Origin of the sequence: Arthrobacter sp. AZCC_0090 (genome assembly GCF_014207375.1) — a bacterium.
Classification (GTDB): Bacteria; Actinomycetota; Actinomycetes; order Actinomycetales; family Micrococcaceae; genus Arthrobacter.
Genome location: NZ_JACHEE010000015.1, coordinates 101,947 through 117,639 on the forward strand (window position 1 = coordinate 101,947; position 15,693 = coordinate 117,639).

The 15,693-nt window shown below is 63.3% G+C and carries 15 protein-coding genes; 5 read left to right on the forward strand and 10 right to left on the reverse strand.

Translation table 11 applies throughout. The features are described from left to right. Positions 1–34: 34 nt before the first annotated feature. Positions 35–490, reverse strand: coding sequence for an Lrp/AsnC family transcriptional regulator (locus tag HNP00_RS20280; RefSeq protein WP_184741517.1), 456 nt, complete (start codon positions 488–490; stop codon positions 35–37). A gap of 102 nt (positions 491–592) precedes the next feature. Here HNP00_RS20280 and HNP00_RS20285 point away from each other — a divergent pair, with 102 nt between their 5' ends. Then, positions 593–1,228, forward strand: coding sequence for a LysE family translocator (locus HNP00_RS20285; RefSeq protein WP_184741518.1), 636 nt, complete (start codon positions 593–595; stop codon positions 1,226–1,228). Between the two features lie 13 nt (positions 1,229–1,241). Here HNP00_RS20285 and HNP00_RS20290 read toward each other — a convergent pair whose 3' ends face one another. Next, complete coding sequence (locus tag HNP00_RS20290; RefSeq protein WP_311770632.1) at positions 1,242–2,243, reverse strand: hypothetical protein; 1,002 nt, start codon at positions 2,241–2,243, stop codon at positions 1,242–1,244. A 198-nt stretch (positions 2,244–2,441) separates the two neighbouring features. Between HNP00_RS20290 and HNP00_RS20295 the strand changes: the two genes are divergently transcribed. After that, the gene (locus HNP00_RS20295) at positions 2,442–2,915 is read left to right on the forward strand and encodes a DUF4383 domain-containing protein (protein WP_184741519.1); all 474 of its coding nucleotides are present in this window, start codon (positions 2,442–2,444) and stop codon (positions 2,913–2,915) included. Positions 2,916–3,034: 119 nt separating this feature from the next. Here HNP00_RS20295 and HNP00_RS20300 read toward each other — a convergent pair whose 3' ends face one another. The 5 genes from HNP00_RS20300 to HNP00_RS20320 form a co-directional block, all read right to left on the reverse strand. Beyond that, a complete protein-coding gene (locus HNP00_RS20300) occupies positions 3,035–3,709 on the reverse strand; it encodes a response regulator transcription factor (protein ID WP_184741520.1) in 675 nt (224 codons plus the stop codon). Beyond that, positions 3,702–5,105, reverse strand: a complete 1,404-nt coding sequence (locus HNP00_RS20305) for a histidine kinase (RefSeq protein WP_184741521.1) — start codon at positions 5,103–5,105, stop codon at positions 3,702–3,704. Before HNP00_RS20305 ends, HNP00_RS20300 begins: the two co-directional genes overlap by 8 nt. A 353-nt stretch (positions 5,106–5,458) precedes the next feature. After that, entirely contained in the window at positions 5,459–6,652 is a 1,194-nt protein-coding gene (locus HNP00_RS20310) for an NADP-dependent malic enzyme (RefSeq protein ID WP_184741522.1), read from the reverse strand. A 239-nt stretch (positions 6,653–6,891) separates the two neighbouring features. Further along, positions 6,892–7,494, reverse strand: coding sequence for a TetR/AcrR family transcriptional regulator (locus HNP00_RS20315; protein ID WP_184741523.1), 603 nt, complete (start codon positions 7,492–7,494; stop codon positions 6,892–6,894). Positions 7,495–7,611: 117 nt separating this feature from the next. Continuing rightward, entirely contained in the window at positions 7,612–8,967 is a 1,356-nt protein-coding gene (locus tag HNP00_RS20320) for an MFS transporter (protein WP_184741524.1), read from the reverse strand. Between the two features lie 159 nt (positions 8,968–9,126). Between HNP00_RS20320 and rraA the strand changes: the two genes are divergently transcribed. Together rraA and HNP00_RS20330 are read left to right on the forward strand one after the other, a co-directional pair. Beyond that, a complete protein-coding gene (gene rraA / locus HNP00_RS20325; RefSeq protein WP_184741525.1) occupies positions 9,127–9,612 on the forward strand; it encodes a ribonuclease E activity regulator RraA in 486 nt (161 codons plus the stop codon). A 107-nt stretch (positions 9,613–9,719) separates the two neighbouring features. Next, positions 9,720–11,372, forward strand: a complete 1,653-nt coding sequence (locus HNP00_RS20330) for an MDR family MFS transporter (protein WP_184741526.1) — start codon at positions 9,720–9,722, stop codon at positions 11,370–11,372. A gap of 145 nt (positions 11,373–11,517) precedes the next feature. Here the strand turns inward: HNP00_RS20330 and HNP00_RS20335 are convergent, their stop codons facing one another. The 3 genes from HNP00_RS20335 to HNP00_RS20345 all read right to left on the reverse strand — a co-directional run bounded on the left by HNP00_RS20335 (position 11,518) and on the right by HNP00_RS20345 (position 13,817). Beyond that, positions 11,518–12,744: an MFS transporter gene (locus HNP00_RS20335; RefSeq protein ID WP_184741527.1), complete on the reverse strand. Its 1,227-nt coding sequence runs from the start codon at positions 12,742–12,744 to the stop codon at positions 11,518–11,520. 34 nt (positions 12,745–12,778) lie between these two features. Further along, on the reverse strand, positions 12,779–13,225 hold the full coding sequence (locus tag HNP00_RS20340) for a MarR family winged helix-turn-helix transcriptional regulator (protein WP_184741528.1): 447 nt from the start codon (positions 13,223–13,225) through the stop codon (positions 12,779–12,781). Positions 13,226–13,313: 88 nt separating this feature from the next. After that, on the reverse strand, positions 13,314–13,817 hold the full coding sequence (locus tag HNP00_RS20345) for a GNAT family N-acetyltransferase (protein WP_184741529.1): 504 nt from the start codon (positions 13,815–13,817) through the stop codon (positions 13,314–13,316). 159 nt (positions 13,818–13,976) lie between these two features. On the opposite strand from HNP00_RS20345, the gene HNP00_RS20350 reads away from it, so the two are divergent. Further along, positions 13,977–15,449 carry an amino acid permease gene (locus tag HNP00_RS20350; protein ID WP_184741530.1) on the forward strand — a complete coding sequence of 491 codons (1,473 nt, stop codon included), beginning with the start codon at positions 13,977–13,979 and terminating at the stop codon, positions 15,447–15,449. The last annotated feature ends 244 nt before the right edge of the window (positions 15,450–15,693 follow it).

Genomic DNA, 15,693 nt, shown 5'->3' on the forward strand with positions numbered 1-15,693 from the left:
GGACCTGCGCGCCACCTGGCTGCGCATCTGGAGCCTACACCGGCGGTCCCGCATTCGGCTTCAGGTTCTTCATCACCAAAGTTGAGGTGAGGCGCTCGACGGCGGGAAGCGCCGTGAGCTGGTCGTCGTAGAAGCGCTGGTAGGCCGGGAGATCCGCGGCGATCACGCGCAGGAGGTAGTCCGGTGAGCCGAAGAGCCGCTGCGCCTCGACGATGTTGGGGATGGCTGTCACGCGGTCTTCGAAGTCTGCCATCGTGGTGCGGTCAACCTGGCGCAAGGTCACGAAGACGATCGCCTCGAATCCGAGGCCAATCGCCGCCGGATCGATGTCCGCGCGATAGCCGCGGATGACGCCTGAAGCCTCGAGATCCCGCAGCCGTCTGTGGCATGGAGCTACGGTCAATCCCACCTTGGCGGCGAGCGCGGTGGCAGTCATTCGGCCATCCTCTTTGAGGTGACGCAAAATAGTTCTGTCAATTCCATCAATCACGCAATTATCTTAGCGAAGAGACGGCAAGTCCAGCTAAATATGGGAACACTTATGGGCGGTTTTTTCATAAGGTTCATGGTGTACCCACTAGCAGGAGCCACAATGAACCCCCAGCTTTTCCTCGCCTTCGTCATTGTCGCCGTCACCTTGGCGTGCACCCCGGGCGTCGACTGGGCGTATTCGATCGCGGCCGGCCTGCGGCAGCGCAGCTTTGTCCCGGCCGTGGCTGGCCTGTGCAGCGGATACGTGCTGCACACCGCCCTCCTGGCGGCCGGACTCGCAGCCCTTTTGGCAGGCGTTCCGGGGCTTCTCGGCTGGCTGACCATCGCGGGCGCAGCCTATTTGCTCTGGCTCGGCGTGAGCACCATGCGCTCGTGGCGCGGCGCAAGCTTCAGCGCGGATGACGCCGTCGGGCAGTCCCGAAACCAGGTGCGCACCTTCCTGCAAGGCATGGGCACTAGCGGCATCAATCCCAAGGGTCTGTTGTTCTTCCTGGCGCTTGTTCCGCAGTTTGTAAGCCCGGAAGCGTCATTGCCCGTGCCGGTGCAATCAGGCGTACTGGGCCTCACCTTCGTGCTGTTCGCGGGCATCATCTACACGGCCGTGGCGCTGACCTCGCGAAAGCTGCTCCATTCCCGCCCTGCCGCTGCACGCGTGGTGACCCTGAGCAGCGGGATCATCATGGTGGGCCTCGGCGCCGTCTTGCTGGGCGAACAGTTGCTTCCGCTGCTTCGGTGACGCGGCTTCGGTCCTAACCGCCCGGTTCGCCGAAGTCCTTGTTCCACATCCGGCGCACCTCGACGTCCTTGCGGATCCCGTCGACGGCCTCAAGGCTGGCCTCCTCCTGCTTGCCAGGCTTTCGCCGCACGGCCACCCGTGGAAGAGGAGGGCGCGGGCCAGGCGCCCTCCGCCTGACCTCAAGCATCGACAGGGCCCGATCCGTGAGGGCGTCATTGCGCAAGGCGAGGCTGGTCTTTTTCCTCCGGAGCACCTCTGCCAGTGCGGCCTGGGCCGCTGCCCGCTCCCCCAGCGCGCGGAGCGCCTGCGCCCGTATCAGGAGCAACGCGGCCGAGAGGTCGTCCGCGTTGCGGAGCCCGTCAGTCCAGGCGACGACGTCGGAATGCCGCTCGAGTGCGGCCGCCGCAGTGCAGCGGGCCAAGGCGGAGGGCAACGACGGGGGCAGGCTGGCCAGGATGTCGAGGGCTTCCGTCGTCTGGCCCGTCTCCCGAAAACAGTGTGAGAGGGCGAGGAACACCGATTCCTCGCTGAACAGCACCGGAACGTCAATCCGCTCAGCCACCTCGACCCGGGTGACCACCCTGCCAAGGTAGCTGCGGGAGAACTGGCCGGCGGCGTCGTCGATCCGTATGGACAAGCCCCGCTGCAGCAGTTCCGACGCCCGCAGATATCCACCGTGCTTGTAGGCAAGCAGCCCTGCAATCACGTAGCACAAGCCCGCCCAACCGGGGTAGGCGCGGGCCAGGGTGATGAGGCGGTCCGGTTCGGTGCTGGTGAAAATGGCGTCGTACACCGACTTGGCGGTCTTCCCGGCCAGCCGCTTGAGCTTGGGAACGTCCCCGGCGACGTCGATCCGGCCGGCGGCTTTCCCCTTCAGGACACCGGCAATCGCGCCGCTCAAACCCTCAGCCAATCCACTCACCGAGGTGCGGACATGTCCGTCGCGGAACGGTGTGATGTCCCTCGTGTCGCCGAAAATAGCTCCTCGGGTGCCGGGAAATGATGGCTCACTCACGGTTGCGCCGTGATCGCAGGACAAAGCGTCGCAGAATTGGGCATCACAGAACCATGCTAACCGCGCTTTGTCCCACCCCTTCCCCTCTATTTCCCGGGTTTTCGGGAGTAAGATATCCTCGTCGGCAGGGTTCCGACTCCTTGCCGCGATGCGGCCCTCCATTTGAAGGGCCGATCGGAATCGTGATCGGGAGGAGCTATGACCACTGCTTCACACCCCGCGCAGCACCACCACGTGATGGGGCTGACGCTGCACAACACAGCACTGGGTTTGGGCTGGGTTTTCCTGGCTGTTGGCGTCTTGGGATTCATCCCGGGCATCACCAGCAATTACGGCGCCATGACCTTTGCAGGACATGATTCGGGCGCCATGCTTCTTGGAGTTTTCCAAGTATCCGTCCTGCACAATATTGTCCATCTGCTATTCGGCGCGGCAGGCCTGTACTTCGCGAGGACTGGGAGGATGGCCCGCGGTTACCTCATTGGCGGCGGCGCAATCTACCTCGTCCTGTGGATTTATGGCCTCATCACCAGCTCGAACATGAGCGCTGACTTCGTGCCTATGAACTCCGCGGACAACTGGCTGCACCTGGTTCTCGGCGTTGCCATGGTAGGTCTTGGCCTCTGGCTGGGGCGGGACGCAAGAGAGGAGACGAAGGGCCGCGCCATGTAGCGCACCCTGACTCTGCAGCACCTGCAGTTGCACGACGGCGGCCGTCCCCCTCGGGGCGGCCGTCGCCTTTGCATCCGGGGTGCCTAGCCGTTCCGAGGTGCCTAGCCGTTCCGGGGTGCCTAGCCGAGGAGCCGGTGCTCGTAGGCGAACGCCACCAGTTGGAGCCTGGTGCGCACCCCGAGCTTGCTGAGCACGCTGCGCAGATGGGTCTTCACCGTGGCCTCGGAAACAAACAAGCTTTCCGCCATCTCTGCGTTCCCCAGGCCTTTGGCCGCGAGCAGGAACACGTCCCGCTCGCGTGGCGAGAGGTCATCCATCACGGCGAGGTCCGGCCCGGCCACCGGGACCGTCCTGGCTGCGTGTTGGAAGAGTTCATGCACCGAACCGGGCGCGATCACCGAGTATCCCGAGTACACCGTCCGAATCGCCGCCAGAAGGAACTCCGGCTCCGCACTCTTGAGCAGGTATCCGCTGGCGCCCGCTTGCACGGCTTCCACCACGGCTTGGTCCCTGTTGAAGGTAGTCAGGGCAATGATCTTGGGCTTGTCCACTCCCGCGGCATCGGCTTCCTCCGTAATGCGCCGGGTGGCCGCGACTCCATCCAGGACCGGCATCCGAAGGTCCATCAGCATCACGTCCGGCCGCTGCTTGGCCGCGAGCGCCACGGCCTGTTCGCCGTCGTCGGCCTCCCACGCCATGTCCATGTCTGATTGGCTTTGCACCAGCATGCGGATACCGGCTCGGAACAGCGGCTGATCGTCCACCAGGGCAACCGTGATCGGTGCTTCAGCCACGTCCGACGCTTTCCCGCTGGATGCCCGACGACGGCGACGCGCCCTCCAGAGCCAACGCCGGCTCCTGCTCCGGGCCTTTTGGGGACGAAGCGGTTTCCCGGTCCGCACCGCCTTCCAGGCCGCTTTCCGCTCCGACTTCCGGGAGGAGGGAGGCCGAGCGCGAGCCGTACGGGATGAAGACAGTCACACGGAACTGCTCGCCGTCGGGCCCGGAACTGAGCCAACCGCCGGCCAGATGCGCACGCTCCCGCATTCCGGGGATGCCGCGCCCCACGCGCGCGACCTCGCCGCCGTCGTCCGTCCCCCCAATCGAAACGGACGCCGGCAGCTCGGAAGCGACGTGCATCGTCAGCCCCGGGCCGCTCCAGTCGAAGTGAAGCCGCACAGCCGTGCCGCGTCCGCCGTGTTTGAGGGCGTTCGTCAGGCATTCCTGCACTATGCGGAAGACGGCGAGCTGCTGGCCCGCGCCAATCTCGACCGGGGTTCCGGTCTCGCTCTGCTGGACTTTGAGGCTGCCTTGGCGCATCCGCTCAACAAGAGGCCCGACGTCGCTGAGCCGGGGCTGCGGAGTCACCAGTCCGTCGTCGCGCACTCCTTCAATGACCCGCTGGGCGTCCACGAGTGCGTGGCGGGCGGACACCGCGATGTTCTCCAAGGCGTCGAGCACTGCCTTGGGTTGATCCTGGCTGAGATAGCGCGTGCCGTCGGCTTGGGCGGCAATCACTGCAAGCGAGTGCGCCAAGACATCGTGAAGGTCACGGGCGATCCGGGTGCGTTCCTGCTCCACGACGAGCTCGACCTCGGTCTCCTTGAGGTTTGCCTGGGCAAGTTTGCGTGCCAGGGAAAGACTCCCCCGGTCCTCGTAAAGGGCCAAGGCGATACCGACGGCGGCACAGCCGGCGGCGATCAGGATCAGGGTGGAGAAGAGTTGCCAGCCGTAGTAGCTCAGGGCGCCCCGGTCACCCGCATATATTGGCCTGAACCAGCCGACGCCATAGCCGTAACGCCATGACAGCATCAGAAAGGTTATGACGGCCGTGAAAACGACGTTGGCTGCCCCTGCGATAGACCGCTGCCTGCGGGATCCGGTCCACAGAATGAAGGCCAGCGCGATGAATGAACCAATGTAGATTGCCCAATGAGTAGGCCCGGGCGGACGGATGACATAAGTCAGTTGGCCAAGCAAAAGGATAGCCGTGAGCCCGAGCGACACATAGGGTTTCCACACCGCCGTGGCTATGGCCAAGGTCATCAGGACGAGCATCCACGTGCCGGGCCAATAGTTCAGCCCCCACTGCCCCATCCTTCCAGCCTCCGCTACGCACCACAGGGCGAAAAAGATGACGGCCGCCGCGGGGGCGCCCCATTGCCGTGCAACTTTCAGTGTCTGTTCCATGTCAGCCACCCTATCCACGGCTAAGGACGCGGGACCGCCGATTCTGCCCTCCAGCGTCCGATCTCCACCCGGAAGCCAGCGGATTCATCCCTGGAGCCAAGGCTCTCGCTCACAAGACGTGAGCGAGCGTGGGCGAAAATGCCGCTAAAGGTGAGCGAGGGTTTGTTGAGACAAACGCTCGCTCACATATCAGGCCAAAAGCCCCAACGCTCCATCACGTATCCATCCTTTAAGCGCGATCGGACGGTGCCCCGATGCGCGCGCCGCGGGTGTTATCGAAGCAAAGAACGATGGCGACGCTCCCCAGGCACGGGACCGTCGCCGTCGTCGGCACGTGGGGCTAAACGCCCGGCTTACTCAGCGGCCGCAGCAACCGCCGCGGTGACCGCCGGAGCAACGCGGGAATCCAGGGGGCTGGGCACGATGTACTCGGCGGAGAGGTCTTCCTCGGCCAGAGCGGCGATGGCGCGGGCCGCGGCGATCTTCATGGCCGGGGTGATCCTGCGCGCACCGGCGTCCAAGGCTCCGCGGAAAATCCCGGGGAAGGCCAGGACGTTGTTGATCTGGTTCGGGAAATCGCTGCGACCCGTGGCCACGACGGCGGCGTACTTTACGGCAACCTCGGGCAGGACTTCCGGGTCCGGGTTGGACAGCGCGAACACGATCGAGTCCTGGTTCATGAGCTTCAGGTGTTCCTCAGCCAGCTTGGACGAGGAAACGCCGATGAACACGTCGGCGCCCTGCAGGGCTTCGGCGGGTCCACCGGTAAGGGCGCGGGGGTTGGTGCGCTGGGCGAAGCGGGCCTTGACACTGCCCGAATCGGCCACCAGATCGGCGCGCTCGGCGTTGATGATGCCCTTGGAGTCCAGAAGGACGACGTCCTTGACGCCCGCGGTCAGCAGGATCTCGGAGACGGCGATGCCCGCGGCACCCGCACCAGAGACCACAACCTTCAGTCCCTCAAGTTCACGGCCGGTCACCTTGGCGGCGTTAGTCAAGGCTGCGAGAACCACGACGGCGGTGCCGTGCTGGTCATCGTGCATGACGGGGCAATCGAGGGCTTCGATGAGACGCTCTTCGAGTTCGAAGCAGCGGGGCGCGGAGATGTCTTCGAGGTTCACCGCACCGAAGCTCGGACGCAGGCGGACAAGAGTCTCGATGATTTCGTCCACGTTGGTGGTGTTGAGGACCAAGGGGATGGAATCGAGATCACCGAAGGCCTTGAAAAGCGCGGACTTTCCTTCCATGACCGGGAGGGAGGCGCTGGGGCCGATATTGCCAAGACCCAGGACGGCCGTACCATCGCTGACAACCACCACGAGGCGCTCGGCCCAGGTGTGGGTGCGGGCAAGCTCCGGGTTGGCATGGATCGCGCGGCTCACCTCGGCAACCCCGGGGGTGTAGGCAATGGAAAGATCACGCTTGTTCAAGAGCGGCACGGTGCTGGAAACGGAAAGCTTACCGCCTTCGTGGGCAGTGAAGATTTCCTCTTCGCTCAGCGCCAGGGCAGTCAGGTTCTGTTCAGGGGTGATGGTCTCGACGGACACGTCGTTGTCTCCTCAGGCTAGCCGTGAACCCACGGCACAATTCGGGCAGGTGTAGAGGCTTCGGTGCCGGACCAAGGGTGGCTGGTCCGTGCGGTGAAACTCCTGCGGATATGGGCTGCTAGCCGCTTAGCGCCTGACTTCGTAGACAGGCGCTTGATAGGAAGACTAGAGACATCCAGCGATAAATACATACTTTTGGTCATTGTGGTCTAGACCGGTTACGCCAATTTGCGGAAAAGCTACGCGTCCGCAAAGAGCTTGCAGGCGTTCTTGAGGTCCTTCTCCGCGTCGAAAAGCGAGATCCGGCGGCAATTGACCGACTGGACCAGACCACTGACCACGTGCAGCAGGATCCGGGCCTTGCCGGCGTCGCCGATTGCTGCCGTGACCATCTCCGCGGAGAGCGCTTCAATATCTCGCAAAAGCACGGGGATGTCGCCATCGCGGGTGTCCCACGTGCGGGAAAGGCAGTGTTCGACGGCGGGCTGCATGACCCGCATGTGGAAAATCTCCATGCCGAGTCCGGTGAGCTCCTGCTGGCTGCACCTCGAAGATGCCGGCTTGGCATCATTGAGTTCCCGGAGCTGCTGCCGGTAGACCGCGAGCATCAGATGGACCGTGGAGGGAAAGTAGCGGTAGAGGGTCCCGAGCGGAACGTGGGCCCTGGTGGATACGTCCGAAAGACTCACGGTATCGAACTGCCGCTGGGCGAATCCTGCGGCAGTCTTCAATATCCGGGCGTAGCGCAATAGCTGTCTCGGCGTGGTGGGAGCAGCTGCCATCTGGGGCAGCCCCGCAGCCAGATCCAGCGAATACGGTTCCAAGGAGTTCGGTTCGGACATTTCCGGCGTTCTGTTGGTGTGGGCTTCGTTCTGGGAAGCGCGGCCCCCCAAAGGCCGGGCGCGTCCTGACAATGATACGGCAGCAAGATGTCAGTTCCCTGAGAGAGGATTCCAGGGCTACGCGACGCCCTTGATTTTCACCACGAATACCGCACCCAATAAGCCGATGACAGCTGCGGCCACATACAACGACACGTAGCCGCCCCAGAACGCCACGAAGGGGTAGGCAATGAGAGGCGCGATCACCTGTGGCAGAGAGTTGGCCACATTGATGACGCCAAGGTCCCGGCCCCGGTCCAGCGCAGTGGGCAGCACCTGGGTAATGAGGGCAAAGTCGACCGCCAGGTAAGCGCCAAACCCGATACCAAGCACCACCGCACCCGCAATGGCCCCCGTCCACGTGGGATCGAAGCCAAGGACCAAGGCCGCTATCGAAATGACGACCGACGAGACGATCACCAGCGGTTTGCGTTTGCCCATGCGGTCACTGATGGCACCACCCACCACACTCGTGACGATCACCATCACGGCATAGAGGCCTGTGAGGATGAGGACCCCGAACTCAGGCTTGAGGTTCTGGGTCTCCTCCAGGTGCACGGCATCCTTGAGGAAGAACAGCAAGTACAGCGTGACCATATGGTTGCCGATATTGACCAGCAGGCGCGTCAACCAGGCCCACGCGAAGTCCGGGTACTTGACCGGCGAGATCCAGAATCCCCGTAGGAAAGTCCACAGCTTAAACGGTGGGCGGGTCTCCGCCGGGAGAGGTACGTCGTCGTTCTTGAAAAGATAGAGCACCACGCCGGCTAGCAGCACGACAGCGCACACGATGTAGCCGAGGGCAAAGTTCCCCGAAACGGCGGACGCGATCACCGCGCCGGCGAGAATGCCGACGGTCTGGCCCATGGCCGCAAGCCCGCCCACCGTGCCACGCTGGGGCACCGGCACCCGGTCCGGGATGGCCGCCGTCAAGGCCGCATACGCACCGTTGCAACCGGCCTGAACCAAGCACCACAGGAGGGCCATGACTGCCACATTGGGAGCGCCTGCCAGCGCTATCAAGGCTGCGGCGCCCAAGATGGCGCCAAGGAGCACCCATGGCACTCGGCGCCCGAAGCGGGACGTAGTGCGGTCGCTGAAGGCGCCGAAGAGGGGGTTCGCCACGAGGGACACCGCGGCACCGCACCCGGTGACGAGGGCAAGGATGGCTTCCTTCTGGCCTTCGTCGAAATGGATGGCCTGCTGCCCTAACAACACCTGGATGGGACCGAAGAACGCGGCGTTGATGCCCACATTGACCAGCACCACTGCGGTGACCCACAGCGAACGGACGCGTTGCACGGGCTCGGCGAGCGCCGTCGTCGGGCCGCCCTGTTTCCCTGGAGGAACCTGCGCCCCTAGAGGATCGTGAGGCCCAAGAGGATCCATCGCCGGTCCCTCAGGCAGTGAACCGGGCAGATCGGACAGGCTCATAACGGTGCTCCCCTAGCAGCTTAACGTGTGGATTCAGCCTAGCGCTGCGGGAGTCTGATCGGCTGTGATCAAGGCAGCTATGTGGATAAAGGCACGGTCCCGACGCGCCAGGGTAAGTCCCCACGCGTTAGGGTAACTCCAACGGACCGAGGAGGAACAATGATGAACATCCCAGAGAACGCCATCAACACGGCCGATCTTTACGACGAGCGTGAGGAAGATGTTGAGTCGATCTCACTGCAGTTCCAGGACCTCGGCGGCGTCTCCCACTTCAGCGGGCCCGTGCGCACCATCAAGTGCTTCGAGGACAATGCCCTGGTCAAGACCGTCCTGGCAACCCCGGGCGAAGGCGCCGTGCTGGTGGTGGACGGCTACGGCTCGCTGAACACCGCCCTCATGGGGGACATGATCGCCGAGAGCGCCGTCGCCAACGGCTGGGCCGGCGTCGTCATCAACGGGGCCATTCGCGATCGCGTGGCGATCGCGAAGCTGCCTTTGGGCGTCAAAGCCCTCGGAAGCAACCCCAAGAAGAGCTCAAAAGTGGGCCGTGGAGAAGTGGACATCCCTTTGGTGATCGATGGCGTCCACATCGAACCCGGCAACCTGATCTACTGCGATCCTGACGGGATTCTCGTGGAGCGGTGACAATTTTGTCTTCATTCGGGTAAGACAGGGAATACAGGAGCCATTAGGATAGTTACTGAAAGCAACTATCCTGCTTAGTCCCCTTTTCTTCCACCCTTGGAGAAGCAATGTCCAAAGCCACGCCCGTCCGGGCAGCCGGTGAGGTCCTGACGCACCGTCAGACGCTCACCGTCATGGTGGGCCTCATGCTCGGCATGTTCCTGTCCTCCCTGGATCAGACCATCGTGTCCACGTCCATTTACACGATCGCCAACGATCTCGATGGCCTGTCCTTGCAGGCGTGGGCCACCACGGCGTACCTCATCACGTCCACGGTGAGCACTCCGCTGTACGGCAAGCTGAGCGACATCTTCGGCCGCCGCCCGCTCTACTTGGCTGCGATCCTGATCTTCCTGGCCGGCTCTTTGTACGCCGGTTCCGTACATTCCATGACCGAGCTCGCCATCGCCCGCGGCATCCAGGGCATGGGCGCCGGCGGTCTGCTGGCCCTCGCTCTGACGATCATCGGCGACATCGTTGCCCTGAAGGATCGTGCGAAGTACCAGGGCTACTTCATGTCCGTCTTTGGCGTTTCCTCGGTGCTGGGTCCCGTGGTTGGCGGCGCTTTCGCCGGCTCGTCCAACATCCTCGGCTTCGACGGCTGGCGCTGGGTCTTCTTCATCAACCTGCCCATAGGCTTGGCCGCCTTGGCCGTGGTCTTCTTCTTCCTGCACCTGCCCGCGAAGCACGTCAAGCAGAAGATCGACTACTGGGGTGCGGCAGCCATCACCCTGGCAATCGTGCCATTGCTGCTTGTCGCCGAACAAGGCCGCAGCTGGGGCTGGACCTCCGTGAACTCGTGGATCTGCTACGGTTTGGGCGTCGTAGGCATCGTCGCGTTCCTGCTGGTTGAGAGGCGTGCCGGCGACTACGCGCTGATCCCCCTGCGCCTCTTCAAGAACATCACTTTCGGACTTTCATCCCTGCTCAACTTCATCATCGGTATCGGCATGTTCGGGGCCATCGCGATGCTCCCGATGTACTTGCAGCTAGTCAAGGGCCTCACCCCCACGGAGGCCGGTCTCATGATGATCACCTTCACGGTGGGTATCCTCTTCGGTTCCATTACAGCGGGACGGACCATCTCGGCGTCGGGCGTTTTCCGGATCTTCCCCATCCTGGGCACGGCTATCCTCACCGCCGCGGCCATCGTCATGGGACTCTCGCTCGGGGTGGACACCGGGCTGTGGGTTCCCGGCCTGATCGCCGTGTTTTTCGGCATGGGCCTGGGCTTCTGCATGCAGCCGCTCACGCTCGCCATGCAAGTTTCCGTACCGCCGAAGGACATGGGCGTGGGCACCTCCACCGCAGCGTTCTTCCGTTCCATGGGCGGCGCCGTGGGTACCGCAGTGTTCATCTCGATGCTCTTCAGCCTGGCAGCCGACAAGATCGCCTCGGGCATGAAGGACGCCATCAGGAACCCCGACTATCTCAAGGTGCTCAAGGATCCTGCCGTTGCCGGGGACCCCGCGAACGCCAAGCTGTACGACTTCTTCAAGAACGGCGCCAGCAACGATTCGCTGAATGACACCAGCTGGCTGCACCACGCCAACCCGGTGCTCACCCGGCCCATCACCGAGGGATTCGCGCAGTCGATCGATACCGTGATGCTCACGGCAGCGGCACTGACCGGCCTCGCGTTCCTCATCAGCTTCGCCTTGCCGAACAAGAAGCTGACGGACCCAAAGGCCGCAGCGAAGGAATCCGTCTCCGCGCACTAGGTTCGGATCGCGTCACGGCAGGCAGTCTTTTGGACTGCCTGCCGTTGCCGTTTCCAGTGTTCGCGCGGCGGAGTGCCCGACGGCGACGCGAAAGTTTGCGTGGCGTGACGGCGCCGCTGGACCGCTACTTGGGAGGTATTGCTGGTTATACGAGGTGCGGTTCGTGCGACTTCAGGAAGCGGCGGCCGCCCACGGCAACCAGGATCGCGAACGCCAGGGCGACCGCCGCGGCGAAGAACGGAACCTGCGGGCCGAAGTGCTCGCCCAACTGCGCAGCGACGAATGGAGCCAGCGCGCCGCCCATCCAGCGCACAAAGTTGTAGCCGGCCGAAGCCACGGGACGCGGCGAATCGGAAACTTCCATGGCCAGTTCGGTGTAGAGCGTGTTGTTGATGCCCAGCAGGGCGCCCGCCACAATGACGAGCACGACGACGGCAGTCACCGAGTGCCCCGCGGCCAGTCCCAGCCCGACGAGGTCCAGCAAGAGGGCCCCGAGTGTGCCGACCAGAACGTTGGTGGTGCCGAAGCGACGCTGCAGCACGGGTGCCACAAAGACCGAGAATACGGCCACGGCCACGCCCCAACCGAAGAACACAGCGCCGATACCGTAGGCATCCATCCCCAGGATGAACGGGGTGAAGGCCAGGATGGTGAAGAAGCCGTAGTTGTAGAACAGCGCGCTGGCAGCGGTGGTGCGAAGGCCCTTGTGGCCCAGGGCAAGGAGCGGGTCACGCAGCCGTGCCTTCGTGGACGGAGCCGGGGTTTTGGGCAGGAGGGCCAGCAAGGCGATGAAGGAAACAGCCATGAGGACCGCGGTGCCGAAGAACGGTGCACGCCACTGCCAGCCGCCCAGGAGTGCTCCGAGCAGTGGGCCGAGAGAAATGCCCAGGCCGAGGGCGGCCTCGTACAGAATGATCGCGGTTCCGGTTCCGCCGCTCGCGACGCCGACAATCACGGCAAGGGCGGTGGCCACGAAGAGTGCGTTACCGAGTCCCCAACCGGCGCGGAATCCGACCAGCTCACCCACGCTACCGGACAAGCCGGACAGCGACGCGAAGACGACAATCAGGGCCAGTCCGATCATGAGCGTCTTCTTGCCGCCGATCCGCGAAGAGACGAATCCGGTCACGAGCATCGCGACGGCGGTCACCAGGAAGTAGCTCGTGAAGAGCAGCGACACTTGGCTGGGGCTGGCCTGGAGGTTCTTGGCGATGGCCGGCAGGATCGGGTCCACCAAGCCGATGCCCATGAAGGCGAAGACGGCGGCAATCGCCGTGGCCCACACAGCCCGGGGCTGCTTGAGGAACGAAGCCTTCTCGGCCTCGAGGGTTTCTTCCGCTGGCTGCAGTTGCTCTGCGAGCTGGCCTTTCATGGACTGCTCTCCTAGTTTTGGGTTGTTGGCTTGTTCAGTTCTGGACTGAGTTGTTGATCTTGTCGAACACCGGGAGGGCGGCCTCCACCGCGTCGCGTTCCTCTTGGCTTAGGGTTCCAAGGATCCCGGCGATGTATTGGTTGCGGCGGCGGTCTGCGTTCTCGACGGCGGCACGCCCCGCCGCAGTCGCGGCGACGCGGACAGCGCGGGAGTCATCCGGGTCCGCTTCACGCTTGACCAGGCCTGCTCGCTCGAGCTTGATGATCTGCTCCGTGGCGCTAGGGACCTTGACCCCAAGGTTCCGGGCAATCCCTCCGACGCGGGCACCGCCGTCGAGCGCCATTTTGAGGACGCCGAGCTGTGCCGAGCTGAGTTGCTCCTCGGAATCCAGGCGGCGCATCACGTAGACAATCTGCCGCAAGGCTTCCCGAAAGGATTGGGCGAGGGCAAGGAGCGCATCGTCAGCTTGATTGATGTTCATATTTAGGTATCCTAACAGTTAGGTTACCTAAATATCAAGGGATGCGTGACCCATTGGCTTGGCTCAGGCCCGCTTCGGGCCGCCTTGGCTACAGCGCCAGCTTCATTCCCTCGTGACTGGCCACGAAACCAAGCCGCTCGTAGAAGCGATGGGCATCCTTGCGCGATTTGTCACTGGTGAGCTGGACCATGGTGCAACCACGGCTCCTGGCCTCCTCGATGGCCCACTGCATCATTGCGGCACCGACGCCATGATCCCGCAACTCGGCGGCGACGCGTACGGCCTCGATCTGGCAGCGGAGCGAGCCCTTCCGCGCCAAGCCCGGGATGAAGCTCAGCTGGAATGTTGCTACGCAGGCGCCGTTCAAGTGGCCCACCACCAACAACTGGGCGGGATCCTCGTTGATCTGCTGGAATGCCTGCAAGTAGGGCCCGACATCCTCGGCGTTTTCGCGGGAGCTGCCCAACTGATCGGCTGCGAGCAATCGCAGAATGGCGGGGAGGTCTTCCCAATGGGCGCGGCGGAGCGTGAAGACTCCTTCGTCCAGAACCATGCTCAACAGCGGCTTCACTCCTGGATTTGCGTGACTCATAACACTAGCCTGACACAAGCTGGCGGCTTCGTTTTACGAGTGTTCATGAATTTCGAGTGAAACGTTCAATCACAATTTCTTGGATGGTTCGCGCTACTTTGGACTAGCAGATTTGTTAGCCACGTCACCATTGCGGCGAATCACCCAAAGGATGCACATATGTCTGACCAGACAACCACGGGGCAACGCACTGCCTCCAGCAAAGACAGCGAGCCACACCTGGCGCGCTCACTGAGCAACCGCCACATCCAGTTGCTCGCCATTGGCGGCGCCATCGGCACGGGCCTGTTCATGGGCTCCGGAAAGACCATCTCCGTGGCCGGCCCGTCCGTGATCTTCGTGTACATGATCATCGGCTTCATGCTGTTCTTCGTCATGCGCGCCATGGGCCAGCTCCTGCTATCCAACCTGAACTACAAGTCCTTCAGCGACTTCGCCGGAGACCTCCTTGGTCCTTGGGCAGGCTTCTTCACCGGCTGGACCTACTGGTTCTGCTGGGTAGTGACCGGGGTGGCCGACGTCATCGCCATCGCCGGCTACGCCAATGAGCTCTGGCCGGGCGTCCCGCTCTGGATTCCGGGCCTCGCGACCATCGCCATCCTGCTCCTCCTGAACCTCCCCACGGTGAAGGCCTTCGGCGAGACGGAATTCTGGTTTGCCCTCATCAAGATCATCGCGATCGCCGCTTTGATCATTGTTGGCATCGTGATGATCTCCACCGGTTTCACGTCCGACGCCGGAGCCGCGAGCTTCACCAACCTCTGGAGCCACGGCGGGTTCTTCCCCAAGGAATTCATGGGCTTCGTGGCCGGTTTCCAGATTGCGGTCTTCGCGTTCGTGGGCATCGAACTGGTCGGCACCGCCGCGGCCGAGACCAAGAACCCGGAGCACAACCTGCCCCGCGCCATCAACGCCATCCCCGTCCGCGTCATGCTCTTCTACGTCGGCGCCCTCATCATCCTGATGTCTGTTATCCCGTGGACCGAGTTCAAGGCAGGCCACAGCCCGTTCATCGCCATGTTCTCCTTGGCTGGCTTGGGCATCGCGGCCACCGTGGTGAACCTCGTGGTCCTGACCTCTGCCATGTCCTCGGCCAACTCCGGCATCTACTCGACCTCGCGCATGGTGTTCGGCCTGGCGAACGACGGCGATGCCCCCAAGGTGTTCGGCCGTCTGTCCAGCCGCAAGGTTCCGCAGAATGCCTTGTTCCTATCCTGCGTGCTGCTGCTGGGCGGCGTCGCCCTGCTCTACGCGGGCAAGGACATCGGCGCAGCGTTCGACATGGTTACCACCGTGTCCGCCGTCTGCTTCATGTTCGTCTGGTCCATCATCCTTGCCAGCTACCTTGTGTTCCGCAAGCGCCGGCCCCACTTGCACGAGGCGTCGACGTTCAAGATGCCCGGCGGGATCGTGATGGTGTGGGTGGTCTTCGCGTTCTTCGCCTTCCTGGTCTGGGCCCTGACGACGCAGCCGGACACCCTCACGGCCCTGCTTGTGACCCCCATCTGGTTCGCCATCCTGGCCGTGGCCTACGCCCTGGTCCGGAAGTCGCCGCTGCACCAGGCCCGGGTGGCCGAATGGAAAGCCATGGCCGAAACCGAAACGACCGCCGTCGAAGCCGCCACACGCTAGACCCTTCCCCCACCCGGCGCTCGCTCACATATAGCGGCCATTTTCCCGACCCTCCTGCACTTTTGTGGGCCCAAACCGAAACCCTCCATCACATCTTTTTTGTGCAGGAGGGTTTCGGGTTTCCCCGCCAAAGGTGAGCGGGCGTTTGGGGCGGGTTCAGGGGGTCGTTGCAACACCTGAGTGATTGGTGGGTGTTGTGGTGGGTGTTGGTCGGCCTGAGGTGTTGCGTGAGGTTGTGCGGGTG

What these genes read in the sequence shown, in the direction of transcription:
- HNP00_RS20285 (WP_184741518.1), top strand. Translation starts at nt 593, where the DNA reads ATGAACCCCCAGCTTTTCCTCGCCTTCGTCATTGTCGCCGTCACCTTG.
- HNP00_RS20295 (WP_184741519.1), top strand. Translation starts at nt 2,442, where the DNA reads ATGACCACTGCTTCACACCCCGCGCAGCACCACCACGTGATGGGGCTG.
- HNP00_RS20305 (WP_184741521.1), bottom strand. Translation starts at nt 5,105, where the DNA reads ATGGAACAGACACTGAAAGTTGCACGGCAATGGGGCGCCCCCGCGGCG.
- HNP00_RS20315 (WP_184741523.1), bottom strand. Translation starts at nt 7,494, where the DNA reads ATGTCCGAACCGAACTCCTTGGAACCGTATTCGCTGGATCTGGCTGCG.
- HNP00_RS20320 (WP_184741524.1), bottom strand. Translation starts at nt 8,967, where the DNA reads ATGAGCCTGTCCGATCTGCCCGGTTCACTGCCTGAGGGACCGGCGATG.
- rraA (WP_184741525.1), top strand. Translation starts at nt 9,127, where the DNA reads ATGATGAACATCCCAGAGAACGCCATCAACACGGCCGATCTTTACGAC.
- HNP00_RS20330 (WP_184741526.1), top strand. Translation starts at nt 9,720, where the DNA reads ATGTCCAAAGCCACGCCCGTCCGGGCAGCCGGTGAGGTCCTGACGCAC.
- HNP00_RS20335 (WP_184741527.1), bottom strand. Translation starts at nt 12,744, where the DNA reads ATGAAAGGCCAGCTCGCAGAGCAACTGCAGCCAGCGGAAGAAACCCTC.
- HNP00_RS20340 (WP_184741528.1), bottom strand. Translation starts at nt 13,225, where the DNA reads ATGAACATCAATCAAGCTGACGATGCGCTCCTTGCCCTCGCCCAATCC.
- HNP00_RS20345 (WP_184741529.1), bottom strand. Translation starts at nt 13,817, where the DNA reads ATGAGTCACGCAAATCCAGGAGTGAAGCCGCTGTTGAGCATGGTTCTG.
- HNP00_RS20350 (WP_184741530.1), top strand. Translation starts at nt 13,977, where the DNA reads ATGTCTGACCAGACAACCACGGGGCAACGCACTGCCTCCAGCAAAGAC.